The organism is Paenibacillus sp. V4I7 (genome assembly GCF_030817275.1).
Lineage (GTDB): Bacteria > Bacillota > Bacilli > Paenibacillales > NBRC-103111 > Paenibacillus_E.
This window is the reverse complement of record NZ_JAUSZD010000002.1, coordinates 7,147,427-7,163,745: the sequence shown is the minus strand read 5'-3', so window position 1 is coordinate 7,163,745 and position 16,319 is coordinate 7,147,427. Positions and strand designations below refer to the sequence as shown.

Here is a 16,319-nt window from a genome sequence, read left to right as displayed (position 1 = left end):
TTCATTTGGCCTATTACCCGAGGTAGGACCTGAAGGGGTTTTCGAATGTAAGTACATGCTTTACGAAGAAAGCTTTCTATTGGAAAGCTCTAAGGAGTGGACAATTTGGCACAATGGTATCAAACATGGAATAAACCTCTCAAAAATCTCCTATGGTGGCTCGTCATTATTGGAATGGTAGTCTCCCTTCCGCTAGCCTACACACGTCACCAAACGGAAACTTCGGCCAATCAAGTCGAGTTTGTTTTCGATTATCGTGATTTGTTGGATATTTCGGATATTCAGACGAATCCGCAGACTTTTGTCACTGAGCAGTTGAAGAATATGAAAGCAGCGGGCATTAGCTCAATGGCCGTGTATGAGAGTACACTAGCGGAGCTTAAAGAGAGCCGCCGCATCGAGGTATATAACTCTCGAGACGCTGCCGCACTTACCCAGACCTTGGGTGATCCTAAAGAGAATTTTACTTACGTGCTGTTCGCAGACAGTGCCGCACAGCAAAAGCTGGAGCCTTTGATTCAGAAAACGTTCGCGGATCTGAAGGTTGGCACGAAGCCGTGGAGTTTCAAAAATAGAAACGGACTCATCATCCAAATGAGCATGGACGATGCATCGATCAAGGGTATGGACCCAGACCCGATGACATTACAAATGCTGAAAGATCAAGGGTTCCAAATCGTGGTTCGTCTATCGAATCGCAGACCCTTTGTAACCAATGAAATGGATCGCCTGCTGAAGCAGCTCCATGATTTCGGCGTGAAGCGCATCATTGTCGATGGCAATGAAGTTCCGGGTTACACAGAAGAAAATACGGAAATTAACCTGAATAAAATGGCAGATCTTCTTAATAAGAACGGCATTGGCCTAGCAGCTATTGAGTTATTAAAAGAGCCGCAAAAAGGGTTCAGTACGCTAGCAAAGCAAACGAATTATAACGTCGTTCGACTGCATTCGTTCACAGAGAAAGACGGAGAAAAGTTAACGGAGCCGCTCAAAAAATCGGAACTGCAGGATCGTATTCAAGGTGTTGCGGATCGTTTAGTCCTTGCAGTGAAAGACCGCAATATCCGCATGGTTTTCTTGAATGCAAAGCCAGTAAAAAGCTTGGATAAAGGCAAATTAGTCGATCCGTTAGCAGCTTACTATGAAAGTTTGCAAGGAAAAGACGGCGCTATTCCACGCATCCAAGAAGTCGGGTTTACGCTTGGACAAGCAAAGCCATTTGACGTACAAACGACAGGATGGCAGAAAATCGCGCGCATCTTCATGCTGCTTGGCGGCGTTAGTTTAATCGTGCTGATGGCGTCTTTCTTCATACCGGAAGCCGTACTGCTCCTCTTCGTCTTAGGTATGCTTGGTTTTGTTGCTTTACATACACTTTCGGCTAATCTATACGCGCAAGGTCTTGCCTTAAGTACAGCCATCAGTGCACCGAGCATAGCGATCATGCTAGCCATTCGTTCCGTTCGTTCAGGAGCCGCAGCGAAATGGAAGTCAGGTCTTGCTTACGCTTTATGGACATTGGTTAAAACTTCTGCGATCTCGTTGATTGGTGTCGTATACGAAGTGGCGCTTCTCAATCACGTTACGTATTTACTCGTGCTGCAGCAGTTCCGCGGCGTTGGTGTGCTGCATTTATTTCCCATCGCGATTGCAGGCGTGTATTTACTGTTTTTTAGCGAAAATAACACGTACAGGGATAAGATTACGAATGTTCGCCGTATTCTTTCTTCCTTTATCAGCGTGCTATGGATTGTAGTTGCGGGGGTAGCTTTAGCCGCTGTGTTCTACTACTTATCCCGTACTGGAAATGAAGGACAAGCTTCTACCGTGGAGAAATTATTCCGTTCCTTCTTGGAGAATACACTGGGCGTACGTCCGCGAACCAAAGAATTTTTGGTTGCACATCCTTTATTCCTGTTAGGCGCCTATTTGTCAGTTCGATATAGACATGCCGTCTATTTGATATTTATCGGAGTCATTGGGCAGCTTTCTATTGTAGATACATTCGCTCATTTGCATACACCGCTTCATATATCTTTGATCCGGATAAGCTACGGCCTTGTGTTTGGCGCTTTGATTGGCCTCGTTCTGATTGCAGCTTGGGAAATAATCATTAGGAGTTGGAAACGATGGGTGCCACAGTTGTAAAAATAGCGCTATCCGGCTACTATGGCTTCGATAATAGCGGAGATGAAGCTGTGCTGCAATCGATTTTGTTTGCTTTGCAGGAGCAAGGTCGAGAGCAAGGATTACAAATTGAGCCTATCGTTCTTTCTGCTAATCCTGAGAAAACGTCAGCGATGTACGGGGTGAAGGCCTATCATCGGATGAAGCCTGGTTCGCTGCTTCGAGCCTTGCGTGAAGCCGATGGCTTAATTAGCGGCGGTGGCAGTTTATTGCAGGATGCTACAAGCTCGAAGACGATCCCGTATTATTTGGCTGTCTTGAAAATTGCGCAGTTGCTGGGCAAGCCAACTTTTATTTACTCGCAAGGCATCGGGCCGGTTAGTCGCCCTATGTTTTATGGCTGGATCCGCAGCGTGTTCCAGCGCTGCGCGTATGTCTCGGTCCGCGATACGGAGTCCGCGGAGCTGCTAGGGAAGATGCGGCTCCCGCGGGAACGCATCACTGTAGTGCCTGACCCGGTCATGGGCTTGCCGCTGCGCGGGACCGGGTCTGTTGGCGGCGCGCGGGACATCGCGCCGGATGGTTTAGTGCGGACGGTCGGCGTGTCCGTCCGCTTCTGGAATGAGGACCGCTCAGAGCTGGAAGCTCTCTCGCGGTCCCTGCAAGTGCTGCTCGCAGCCGATGCGAACGTGCGGCTGCGATTCTTGCCCTTCCACCTCCCTTCCGATGAGGTGGCGTCGCAGTACGTGATTGACCGGCTCGGCGATCACGGGTCTCGGGTGGAGATGATGCGGGGCGTCACCCATCCGCAGGATATGCTCGCGCAGGTCGCGGAATGCGACCTGCTGATCGGGATGAGGCTGCATTCTTTGATTTATGCAGCCTCGCAGTTCGTGCCTATGGTAGGCATCTCGTACGATCCGAAGATCGACCAGTTCCTCCATAGGCTCGGTATGAAAGCCGCCGCATCGACAGCTCGCTTCGATGCGGATGCCTTTGCGGCAGAGGCGCAGCGCCTGCTGGCCGGCCGTGAGGATTGGGCGGCGTCCAGCCGCGCCGCCATCGAAGAGCTCAAAGCGCAGGCTCAGCTTCCTGCGCAGCGCATCATTTCTTTTTATAAACAAAGAACGAACAAATAGGAAAGAATAAAAAAGCAACCAAAATCCGATTTCCAACGTCAATTAAAGGAAGAGATATCTATGAGTTCAACATCAACAACGATACAGTCTAAGGTCGCATCTGCGAACGCAATACCCAAAGTTCGCATCTACGGAGTACCCATCTCCAAAATGAGTATGGACCAAACCGTAGCTTACCTTACGAACGCTATTGAACAAAGACAACCCCATCAGGTCATTACCGCCAATCCCATTATGGTCATGGCTGCGCAAGATGATCCTGCTTATCTGAGCATGATGCAGCGCGCTGAACTCATCGTTCCTGATGGTACAGGTGTCGTCTGGGCAGCTAAATATGTAGGTGAGCCAGTTGTAGAACGGGTTCCCGGCTATGATTTGATCCATGAGCTGATGAAAGTCGGAGAGTCGAAAGGTTGGAAAGTATACTTACTTGGAGCTTCCAATGAGGTTATCCAAGCTGCAGCTGAGAAGCTTCGTACCGCCTATCCGCGGGTAAAGCTGGTTGGTGTACGTGACGGATATTTTAAAGACGAGCAGGATGCTGAAGTGATTCAAGATATCGTGGATGCAGCTCCGGACCTCCTATTCGTAGGAAGATCTGCTGCTAATCAAGAGCCTTGGATTGGGAAATACAAACAACAGATCGGTGTCCCGGTCATGATGGGTGTTGGGGGAAGTTTTGATGTTCTTTCGGGCAAGCTAAAACGAGCACCCGTTTTATTTCAAAAACTACGTCTTGAATGGTTTTACCGCCTGATGCAGGAGCCTTGGCGTTACAAACGAATGCTTCTACTCCCGAAATTCGCATTGAAAGTGATGCGTGACAAAGAAAAAGTCACCAAACCATGAGAATATTTATGAAAATTGGCTGAAAACGGTCATTTCAGATGAATTTAGCAGTGGTATTTGTGGGCAAATGGGAGTATAATTCATTTCGGCGGATTACCTGCCACCCAAGACAAGAGGAGCTGTGAAGAAGACATGTATGGATTATATGCGATTGGGTTTATCGCTGCGTGCTTAATGGCGCTGCTGCTGACACCCCTAGTCAAAAAATTTGCCTTCTGGGTAGGAGCCGTTGATGCCCCTAACCATCGTAAGGTACATACCCGAATAATGCCGCGTCTTGGAGGATTAGCGATATTCCTTGCATTCGTCGGAGCTTATTTCGTCGTCTCTCCAGCACTTGATGCCGTTAACTCCAATGCCGCATTTGGGTTGCTAATCGGAGGCTTTGTGATTGTCGTCACGGGTGCCTTGGATGATCGTTATCAACTATCTCCCAAATGGAAACTGCTCGGGCAACTGATTGCCGCTTGCATCGTTGTCTCCTTTGGTCTTAAGATCGAACTCGTTAACATTCCTTTCGGAACGACCAACCTGCCAATTGGCTGGCTAAGTATTCCGATTACGATATTATGGATCGTCGGTGTTTCCAATGCGATTAACTTGATTGACGGCTTAGATGGCTTGTCAGCAGGCGTGTCGGGTATTGCTACAACTACTATTCTAATTCTTGCTCTTATGATGGGTAATGTTACCGTAATTTTACTATGCGTCATTTTACTAGGTAGTATCATAGGCTTCATGTTCTATAACTTCCATCCGGCCAAAATCTTCATGGGCGACTCCGGCGCCTTGTTCCTAGGCTTTGCTTTAGCAACACTATCGATTCTTGGCTTTAAGCAAGCAGCCGTTGTTTCACTTTTAATTCCTATTATGATTCTAGGCGTGCCCTTATCCGATACCTTCTTTGCAATCATGCGTCGTTATGTCAATAAATTACCGATCTCTGCACCGGATAAAAGCCATCTGCACCACTGTTTGCTGCAGCTCGGATTCAGTCATCGTACAAGCGTACTGATCATCTACGGAATTGCCTCCATCTTCGGCGGCAGCGCGGTGATCTGCTCAGTCTTTATCTCCCAAGATTCCACTTGGGGTCTTATCATGATCATCGTGGCTCTCTTCCTAGTTATGCTAGTCGGAGCTGAAGCGATTGGTATCATCAGTAAGAGCCGTAAACCGGTGCTGAACTTTCTTCAGAGGCTTGTAGGCAAGCAAGTTCAGAGCGATAGAATGGGTAAATAAGCGATAAAATTGGAATCCAACCTTCGGGTTGGATTTTTTTTGCATTTCAGGATTTTTGTTCTCCTCTAAACATTTCCTTTGTTGCGACCGATAAGTAAAGTACGAGAACTTTTGTCTATTAGCTGCGTCTAATCTTGTGGAATGATAGAAGAATATGGGAGGGATTGTCGAAATCTAGCAAGTAAAATGAAGATAATACTTAAACTATGGCGAACCTAACAACATTTAGATTACATAAGGAGGAACTAGTTTTGAAAATCAAGCAAATAAGAAATAAGTGGATTAGCATAAGCTTATTGATCACGATGCTACTCGCTCTGTTGCCCCCAATGACAGCTTCAGCTGCGCCGGTTTTGAATATTACTAATTTATATGTGCATACGGATCCTACGGCAGCGGACCCATTGGTTGATGCTTCAATTCAACGATTTACAACAAATCCAATTTCATTGAGCGTGGACATTAATGGAATCCCTCAAGATCAAATTTCGGAGATTTACTATGAGATTTCGAATGTTACTACGGGGATCACGACTCCGAATCGAACGAATCGCCCAATTTTAAATCCGAATAATAACAACCAGATTACTTTTCAAAATGTAGAACTCACAGAGGGTTTAAATAGAGTTGTTGTAAAATTCGAGAGTTCTTCCAGCATCCCATCATTACCTGGGTGGGCCTATTTCACGCCTGTTTCAAACATTACAAACTTGAAAATTAACGATGACATATTTACTGAAGGTGGTATGTTCCCGACCTCCGGGCCTTATACCAATGTTAATATTACAGGTAATGCTAACAATGCTTATCAAGTAAATGCTATCGTGAACGGCGCTACTTTTGAAGCTTCCAATTTTTCCAACGGTATTTTCACCTTTTTAACGAATACGGGGAGAGTAACAGACATAGCTTTGAAACCAGGGGATAATCAGATTCAGTTTATTTCCAAAAAACCCTACCAACTACTACACTACAAGTAGAATGTTTAAGTATGATAATGGCTTGGGTTTTGCTTATAACGGGAATATAAGATTCTTGGGTGAAGCTACTTCAGCCGACCGAAAGCTAATCACTGAACCTACACTTCAGAGTGCTACACTAAAAGATATTACTTTTACTGCGGACATTAAAAATAGTAAGGGCAACATAACAGCAGGTGTCACAGATTACGTATATGCTGATATTAGTATCGCAGGCGGAGCGAGTTTCCGTTATACGTTTGGAAGTGCTACTCCAGTAAGCAAGGTAACAGGCACTCTATCTGATGGGTCTGCAATTAATCCAGTAGTTACACAAACAGCGGATACAACAGCCTATAATACATATCAATTAAGTGTAGATTTGCCATTATCCCAAAGTGCAACTTCTCAGCAAATTGAAGTCAAACTTGTTACGGCCACGGGGAACCCTAATATCCCAACTATATATATATTTAATTATACAAATCCCAATAAGCCTTATTTGGACAATGTGGCTCAAGAGTTCAATCCTAGTGGCGGGACAAAGTTTGAGGTTAAATTAAGCGAGCAAGGTACAAGCCAAATTAATGAATTCCCAGCCAGACTTAATATCTATGCTAATGTCAATACAAAGTACGTAAATGTAAATATCCCAGGCTATTCAGGAAATGGGGATTATCCGGTTACTGAAACTTTTACTGGTAGTGGTATTTATAGAACAGCTATCGACTTGCATGATCTTACTGATGGTCTTACGACTATGACAGTTATACCAAAAGATGCTACTACGGCTAATCTCGCAGGTAAAAAGGTGTACAGTTTAAATATATCTGGGGCACCTTATGTTATAGTTAACAATTTATACAATGGGAAAGTAGTTAAGAGTAAAGGTGAATTAGTTTGCGGTGGAGTAGGTGGACCTTGTATCACAGGTAAGATCGTTAATCTTCCTGCAGCAAACTATCCGCTAGTGGAATTATCCGTAAATGATGTAAATATCCCTTTGACTCAACTAGCACCTGCTACTGGTTCTCTAATTGATGCTAATGGCAACTTTACGGTAACTGAGGGTGCTATAGTTGCATTGTTTGGTGCGGCAGAGGGAGCTAAATTCAGCGCATTATTCAATGAAGACGGAAAGAAAACGATCAAGTTCTCACTTTACCTAAAGCCTAGTGGCACAAAAGTACTTGTCACGCAAACCAACTACGACATTTTTGTTCTTAGTGATTATGCGCCGTTAATCGAGAAATTGATTCCTAATATCAACTTAACGCCATACACCGATGGCGATACAACAGGCGCATATTTGACTTCTTCAAGCACACTTCAGCTCACAGGAACTCTTAGAAATGCTGAGTTAAACTCAGAAGCTATTTTATATCTAAGAAAAACTCCATCAGGTGCAAGTGCGACACCACCGACATTGGTCGCACTTGGGGCCAAACAAGAAGTATCGGTTGATGGTAAAGCGTATAAATATGATTTCACTACAACCTCTTACACAATGGATAAGTACGGAGATTATGTATTTGAAATTGTAGCTAAGAATGCGTCAGGACGTACGACAAGTAAAATGATTACAATTACAAAACAACCTGTTAGTTACATTCTTGTTCAACCAAGCAATTTCGTAAAGAATGCAGACAAAATAGATCAAGCTAACGTTAACACGAACTATCAGACTGTGATTATTCAAGCTGATGGTGCTGACACTGTGATGTTTGGTAAGGTTGGAGCAACACAAACTTCTCCTGGAATCTTTAGATACGAAGCGGCTAATCTAAAGGCAGGAAAGAACGCTATCACCTTTGAAATTACACGCGGGCCTAATAAAGTCAAGGGTAGTTTCATCCTAATGAATCAAAACACACCTATTGAAGGAGCTCAATATAGAACTAACATTGCCTCTAAGTTGAGTGTGTTTAACGGAGATCTTCAGTTGGTGTTCCCAAAAGATACAAAATTGATGCGTAACGACAGAACTGCTAAAGAACAATTCATTACATCAGATCGTAAGCTGGTATTTGGAATCGCCAATCAAGACGATGGCCGCGTAGACAAAGCTTCTGAAACACAAGCTGGAATGCGATTCTTACAGGAGCCTACAGGACGTTTCAGACCGGCAAGTAAGCTTTTCTGGGTAGATGGTGGCACTATTGATCTTTCAGCTGCGGATACGAATGATTCATTGAAAGCTGCGCTACAAGGTAGTGGAAATCTCCCATCTCCATCCTTACCGGGACCGGGCGAAACCAGTTTCTATTCCAGATATATTAAAAATCTAGTGATACCTACACAGTCTGGTACATTAACTCTGGAATATGATCCAGAGATTAGAAATGATTCATGGAAATATATCACTGTATACCAATACGGCACATTCTTAGACCCAAGCGGTAGTGGTAATCAATATGTAGGTTGGAAGAACATTGGCGGGGTAGTAGATGCGAAAGCTCATTCAATTAAAGTCCCCGTAGAAAGCTTTGGCTATTTCCAGGTCATGTATATGGATAACAGCTTTAATGATGTTACCTCACATGATTGGGCTCGTGATTACTTGGATGTACTATATTCTAAAGGTGTAATGAACAATAAGACTACCGGACAATACCTACCTAATGATGCAATTACTCGTGGTGAGTTTGTAACGTTACTTGTCAAAGGTTTTGATGTACCTTTAATAAATGAAGATTCAACTTACCATACTAACGACCCTACAAACCCTAATTTCCAAGGGACATTTGCGGATGTTCGTAGAGGTCTTGGTCTACCAAACAGCAGTAGTTTATTCGATTTCATGCATATTGAAGCTGGGGCGCGAACCGGTATTGTCAGAGGAAACTCTAACGGTTTATTTTTACCTAATAACACAATTACTCGAGAAGATGCTGCTGTTATGATTGCTCGTGCTGCAAATATGAAGTTAGCTGCTGATGTAGACAAATCAATGGCTAATCTGAAAAAGCAGTTCACAGACGCAGATGATACCACAATGAGTACTTACGCTATGCCTTCTATTGAAGCAGTTGTAAAGTCAGGCTACATGGATGGGATAAAAAACGTTCCAGTTGCAGGTCAAAAGAAAGATACGTTCAGCTTTGATCCGAGAGGAAACATGACCAGAGCTCAGGCGGCAGCAATTGTATACCGTGTAATGCAACAAAGTGGGAAGTTACCTAAGTAAATAATAAAAAAAGGCTGTGTCCGATTTATCGGATGCAGTCTTTTTTGCATGGAAACTATTCAGGTTTATTTAAGCTAGTTTTTAGCTGGCACTCAGCTTCTCTACTTATTTACTTCACAATAAAACTATAAGTTTATTAAGTAGATAAAATTTGTACAAGAGGTGATAGGTTTTTTACTATTAAATCGATTTAATTGGAAAATACTTATCAATGAAATTATGCATACAGTCACGTATACTAATCCATGTAGCCAAGGTGATAGACGCGAAGCTACATAGAGTCATGCCTTGATTCAACTGTCGCCCCGTTGGTTATAAGTTTTTATAACAAAAACTTAAAAAATATTAGGAGGAAACAAACCTTTATGAAGAAAACACTATCCGTAGTTCTTACATCCGCTATGGCTCTTTCCATGTTCTCGTCCGTCGCATTTGGTAAAACATCTGCTGACTTTACAGACTTGAAAGACCTGGATGCAGCAACAAAAGTGAAATTTGATGCCATGATCACTGCTGGTATTTTTGACGGCGTGACAGAAACAACTTTCGGTCTGAAAGACGAAATGAACCGTGCACAATTCGCGAAAGTAGCGGCATTGATCATGGGTCTTGAAGTAAACAAAGACTTGAAAACATCCACATTCACTGACGTTAGTGTAACCGATGCAGCAAATGGTTATGCACTTCCTTACATCGAAGCTTTGAAAACAGCTGGCGTAACTGATGGTTATGCTGAAGGTCAATACAACCCAGCTGGTAAAGTAACAAAAGAACAACTCGCTACTTTCTTGGTTCGTGTTCTTGGTCAAGATGCAGCAGCTAAAGGCAAAACAGGTACAGACACAACGGTTTCTGGTTGGGCACAAGGCTATGTAGCTCTTGCACTTGAACTTAAACTTCTTTCCAATGGCACTGACGGTAAATTCGGCGGTATGACAAACGCAACTCGCGATCTGCTTGTGACTGGTGCATACGAAGCGAAACAACAATACGTACCAGCTGGTAAAGTATCTGTAACTGGCGCGAAAGCAACTGGCGTACAACAAGTAACTGTAAGCTTCAACAAGCCAGTAGATACAGCAAAAGCAACTCTTGCTCTAACAAAAGGTACACTTGCTGTTGCATCAACGGTTAAATTTACAGAAGATAAAAAATCAGCAGTGTTGACACTAACTGACTATAAAATTACTGAAGGCAATTATAGCGTAAGTCTTTCTGGATTAGACGCGGCAGCAGTAGATAAAGCAACTGCTAACTTTACAGCAGAAAATGAAAAAGTCACAAAAATTGATTTCGTAAATGCAAGTGAGAAAATCGCCCTTAGCAATCATGTTAAAATGAAGTTGAAAGCTGTAAATCAATATGGCGAAAATGCATCGTTCATTGGTGGCAGTTATACAGCATACGTTAACGGTTCGACAGCTAATTTGACTAGAAATGATGATACAGGGCTTCTTGAGCTAAATGTAGACACCACTACTGTTGGTGGAAATCCATCACAACCAGAAGTTAGTGTATTGCCAGTTAACGTATTTTTCACAAACTCTTCAGTATCTGTACAAAAAACATTTAAAATTGGTACTGCTCCCTATGTAACAAAAGTTGAACTAGGTGATGTGAGCTATCCAAACAATGCAAAAGCATTGATGAATAAAGGTGAAGTAGCTGAAATTGCAGTAACACGTATTGACCAATATGGAGATGCCATTGCAAGTGATTACACAGGCGCTGCAGATATGAAGGCAGAAGTAATTGTTACACCGTATAGCAATGATGCATTCACAATCGATAAAGCTGTTACAGATTGGGGTAAGGTAAAAGTAACTCTATCTAAAAATGTAGAGAAAGATACAGACTTTACTTTGACAACGTATGTAGGCAGTGCATCTGCAACAAAAACAGTAAGTGTTAAATCTTCAAAAGTAGCAAATAAAGTTGAGATTGCACCCTATACAGGGACTATCGCAGAAGCGGATACAAATAAATATATTACACTTGTAGCATATGATGCAGCTGGAAACAAACTGTCTGCTGAGGATATTGTTACGAATGCTAAAGAAGGTAGATTTACTATTCAAACATCTGGAGCTACATTGGCTACAGGTACAGGAATTGCAACAGTAACTGTTGGTGGAGCAAACACAGGTATCGTTGAAAGTGGCGAGCACAAAGGCCAACTGAAACTTGCGACAATTGACGCTACTGAAAGAGGTATTGTGTTCTTGAATGTAGGTATTTACTCTTCTGAAACTCAAAATAACGATACAGAACAATTTACAGTACAAGAAGGACGCAAGCCTGTAACAATCACAGTTGTAACAGACCCTGCTTCCAAAGCGATTTTGGGTGCTGACTCTAAATTCAAACTAGTTGTTAAAGACCAGTTCGGTGAGACATTGGATGGAAGAGCAGGTCTTCTAAACAAATATGCTTTGAAAACATCGGTAACTGGAGCGGCATACGGTACAATTGATGGTCAGGATGCAGATTATGTTTACGCAAATAATCAAGAGTACTCAGGCAATGCATTTACTGGTTTCAATAAAGGCTTTGTATTTAACACAGACGGCGATGCTGGTAAAATGGAATTTACAGCACAATTGGTTGAGATTGTAAATCCTGCCGACCGTACAAAAGATAAAGAAATTAAGAAAGTTACAAAATCCATTGAAACTGTAGCATCAAGCACAGAATTAACTTACGCATTAACAGCTGTAAGTGATCTCTACGCAGCATTAGATAGTTCCCAGTTAACAACGGGTCAAAAAGATGCTCCATTAACACTTTTAACGGGAAGAACACTTGAGATTACTGCGAAAGATAATGCAGGAAACAATGTAGTGATTCCACAAGATCGCATTGTTGGTGTAACTTCTTCTGATTCAAATGTGTTGAAAGTAACGTTTGATCCAGCTGGTAAAGCTAAGTTAAATGGTTATAAAGCAGGTACAGCTAATGTGACAGTGACCTTTACTGCTGCGAATGGTGAAGTGAAGGACATGACAACATCAGTAAAAGTTAAAGGTGACGCTGTTGCAGTGGCTTCCTTAACTGCTGGAAACACAACAAAAACAGTTGATAATGATGCAGTGCCAGCGGTTTATGACATCATGGACCTAGCGCTTACAGACAACTATGGCATTGAGTATAAAGGTACAAACATCGATGGCTACAAGCTATTGACAGGTGGTCTAGTATACACAGTGTCTGGTGTAACAGGTGGCACGGTATCTGTTGACCAAACAACAGGTGCGGTAACAATTGGAGCAGGTGTAACTGAGTTTACGTTGAAAGCAATTTCTAACAACGGAAAAACAGCTACTACACTGGTAACGGTAATCGATTAATTTATAAGTGATTTTTAAAAAGCGTCTTGTGCTTATCTTGCACAGGACGCTTTTTGTTTTTTTTAGTCTATGAAGTTATGCAAAAATAATCGAGTAGAAATAAGTATTGCAATTGGAAAATACTTATCAATGAAATAATGCATACAGTCACGTATACTAATTCATGTAGCCAAGGTGATAGACGCGAAGCTACATAGAGTCATGCCTTGATTCAACTGTCGCCCCGTTGGTTATAAGTTTTTATAACAAAAACTTAAAAAATATTAGGAGGAAACAAACCTTTATGAAGAAAACACTATCCGTAGTTCTTACATCCGCTATGGCTCTTTCCATGTTCTCGTCCGTCGCATTTGGTAAAACATCTGCTGACTTTACAGACTTGAAAGACCTGGATGCAGCAACAAAAGTGAAATTTGATGCCATGATCACTGCTGGTATTTTTGACGGCGTGACAGAAACAACTTTCGGTCTGAAAGACGAAATGAACCGTGCACAATTCGCGAAAGTAGCGGCATTGATCATGGGTCTTGAAGTAAACAAAGACTTGAAAACATCCACATTCACTGACGTTAGTGTAACCGATGCAGCAAATGGTTATGCACTTCCTTACATCGAAGCTTTGAAAACAGCTGGCGTAACTGATGGTTATGCTGAAGGTCAATACAACCCAGCTGGTAAAGTAACAAAAGAACAACTCGCTACTTTCTTGGTTCGTGTTCTTGGTCAAGATGCAGCAGCTAAAGGCAAAACAGGTACAGACACAACGGTTTCTGGTTGGGCACAAGGCTATGTAGCTCTTGCACTTGAACTTAAACTTCTTTCCAATGGCACTGACGGTAAATTCGGCGGTATGACAAACGCAACTCGCGATCTGCTTGTGACTGGTGCATACGAAGCGAAACAACAATACGTACCAGCTGGTAAAGTATCTGTAACTGGCGCGAAAGCAACTGGCGTACAACAAGTAACTGTAAGCTTCAACAAGCCAGTAGATACAGCAAAAGCAACTCTTGCTCTAACAAAAGGTACACTTGCTGTTGCATCAACGGTTAAATTTACAGAAGATAAAAAATCAGCAGTGTTGACACTAACTGACTATAAAATTACTGAAGGCAATTATAGCGTAAGTCTTTCTGGATTAGACGCGGCAGCAGTAGATAAAGCAACTGCTAACTTTACAGCAGAAAATGAAAAAGTCACAAAAATTGATTTCGTAAATGCAAGTGAGAAAATCGCCCTTAGCAATCATGTTAAAATGAAGTTGAAAGCTGTAAATCAATATGGCGAAAATGCATCGTTCATTGGTGGCAGTTATACAGCATACGTTAACGGTTCGACAGCTAATTTGACTAGAAATGATGATACAGGGCTTCTTGAGCTAAATGTAGACACCACTACTGTTGGTGGAAATCCATCACAACCAGAAGTTAGTGTATTGCCAGTTAACGTATTTTTCACAAACTCTTCAGTATCTGTACAAAAAACATTTAAAATTGGTACTGCTCCCTATGTAACAAAAGTTGAACTAGGTGATGTGAGCTATCCAAACAATGCAAAAGCATTGATGAATAAAGGTGAAGTAGCTGAAATTGCAGTAACACGTATTGACCAATATGGAGATGCCATTGCAAGTGATTACACAGGCGCTGCAGATATGAAGGCAGAAGTAATTGTTACACCGTATAGCAATGATGCATTCACAATCGATAAAGCTGTTACAGATTGGGGTAAGGTAAAAGTAACTCTATCTAAAAATGTAGAGAAAGATACAGACTTTACTTTGACAACGTATGTAGGCAGTGCATCTGCAACAAAAACAGTAAGTGTTAAATCTTCAAAAGTAGCAAATAAAGTTGAGATTGCACCCTATACAGGGACTATCGCAGAAGCGGATACAAATAAATATATTACACTTGTAGCATATGATGCAGCTGGAAACAAACTGTCTGCTGAGGATATTGTTACGAATGCTAAAGAAGGTAGATTTACTATTCAAACATCTGGAGCTACATTGGCTACAGGTACAGGAATTGCAACAGTAACTGTTGGTGGAGCAAACACAGGTATCGTTGAAAGTGGCGAGCACAAAGGCCAACTGAAACTTGCGACAATTGACGCTACTGAAAGAGGTATTGTGTTCTTGAATGTAGGTATTTACTCTTCTGAAACTCAAAATAACGATACAGAACAATTTACAGTACAAGAAGGACGCAAGCCTGTAACAATCACAGTTGTAACAGACCCTGCTTCCAAAGCGATTTTGGGTGCTGACTCTAAATTCAAACTAGTTGTTAAAGACCAGTTCGGTGAGACATTGGATGGAAGAGCAGGTCTTCTAAACAAATATGCTTTGAAAACATCGGTAACTGGAGCGGCATACGGTACAATTGATGGTCAGGATGCAGATTATGTTTACGCAAATAATCAAGAGTACTCAGGCAATGCATTTACTGGTTTCAATAAAGGCTTTGTATTTAACACAGACGGCGATGCTGGTAAAATGGAATTTACAGCACAATTGGTTGAGATTGTAAATCCTGCCGACCGTACAAAAGATAAAGAAATTAAGAAAGTTACAAAATCCATTGAAACTGTAGCATCAAGCACAGAATTAACTTACGCATTAACAGCTGTAAGTGATCTCTACGCAGCATTAGATAGTTCCCAGTTAACAACGGGTCAAAAAGATGCTCCATTAACACTTTTAACGGGAAGAACACTTGAGATTACTGCGAAAGATAATGCAGGAAACAATGTAGTGATTCCACAAGATCGCATTGTTGGTGTAACTTCTTCTGATTCAAATGTGTTGAAAGTAACGTTTGATCCAGCTGGTAAAGCTAAGTTAAATGGTTATAAAGCAGGTACAGCTAATGTGACAGTGACCTTTACTGCTGCGAATGGTGAAGTGAAGGACATGACAACATCAGTAAAAGTTAAAGGTGACGCTGTTGCAGTGGCTTCCTTAACTGCTGGAAACACAACAAAAACAGTTGATAATGATGCAGTGCCAGCGGTTTATGACATCATGGACCTAGCGCTTACAGACAACTATGGCATTGAGTATAAAGGTACAAACATCGATGGCTACAAGCTATTGACAGGTGGTCTAGTATACACAGTGTCTGGTGTAACAGGTGGTACGGTATCTGTTGACCAAACAACAGGTGCGGTAACAATTGGAGCAGGTGTAACTGAGTTTACGTTGAAAGCAATTTCTAACAACGGAAAAACAGCTACTACACTGGTAACGGTAATCGACTAATTTATAAGTAATTTATTAAAAAGCGTCCTGTGCATAACTAGCACGGGGCGCTTTTTCTAATTCAAATAAAATGATTACTTGCTCGTAAACCAAAAGTATTTATAAAAAAAAAAACAAAAGCGCAACTTTTTTAGAAATACTGCGTTTAATACTATGAAAATAAGAAAATTAGTTACGGCTAATTATTATTAGAAAATAATT

8 protein-coding genes are annotated in these 16,319 nt (G+C 42.0%); all 8 read left to right on the top strand.

Features of this window, described 5'->3' with window-relative positions:
• Nucleotides 1-96: 96 nt before the first annotated feature.
• The gene (locus QFZ80_RS33480) at nt 97-2,151 is read left to right on the top strand and encodes a DUF5693 family protein (protein WP_373460226.1); all 2,055 of its coding nucleotides are present in this window, start codon (nt 97-99) and stop codon (nt 2,149-2,151) included.
• On the top strand, nt 2,133-3,269 hold the full coding sequence (gene csaB, locus QFZ80_RS33475; protein ID WP_307563052.1) for a polysaccharide pyruvyl transferase CsaB: 1,137 nt from the start codon (nt 2,133-2,135) through the stop codon (nt 3,267-3,269). Before QFZ80_RS33480 ends, csaB begins: the two co-directional genes overlap by 19 nt.
• A 60-nt stretch (nt 3,270-3,329) precedes the next feature.
• Nucleotides 3,330-4,118, top strand: a complete 789-nt coding sequence (locus QFZ80_RS33470; protein WP_307551119.1) for a WecB/TagA/CpsF family glycosyltransferase — start codon at nt 3,330-3,332, stop codon at nt 4,116-4,118.
• A 132-nt stretch (nt 4,119-4,250) separates the two neighbouring features.
• Nucleotides 4,251-5,360 (top strand): glycosyltransferase family 4 protein, encoded by a 1,110-nt coding sequence (locus QFZ80_RS33465; protein ID WP_307551120.1) that lies wholly within the window; start codon nt 4,251-4,253, stop codon nt 5,358-5,360.
• A 251-nt stretch (nt 5,361-5,611) separates the two neighbouring features.
• Nucleotides 5,612-6,340, top strand: a complete 729-nt coding sequence (locus tag QFZ80_RS33460; RefSeq protein WP_307563049.1) for a hypothetical protein — start codon at nt 5,612-5,614, stop codon at nt 6,338-6,340.
• Nucleotides 6,341-6,395: 55 nt separating this feature from the next.
• Nucleotides 6,396-9,506 (top strand): S-layer homology domain-containing protein, encoded by a 3,111-nt coding sequence (locus tag QFZ80_RS33455; RefSeq protein WP_307563047.1) that lies wholly within the window; start codon nt 6,396-6,398, stop codon nt 9,504-9,506.
• Nucleotides 9,507-9,871: 365 nt separating this feature from the next.
• Entirely contained in the window at nt 9,872-12,853 is a 2,982-nt protein-coding gene (locus QFZ80_RS33450) for an S-layer homology domain-containing protein (RefSeq protein WP_307563045.1), read from the top strand.
• Nucleotides 12,854-13,136: 283 nt separating this feature from the next.
• Nucleotides 13,137-16,118 carry an S-layer homology domain-containing protein gene (locus tag QFZ80_RS33445; protein WP_307563045.1) on the top strand — a complete coding sequence of 994 codons (2,982 nt, stop codon included), beginning with the start codon at nt 13,137-13,139 and terminating at the stop codon, nt 16,116-16,118.
• Nucleotides 16,119-16,319: the final 201 nt, after the last annotated feature.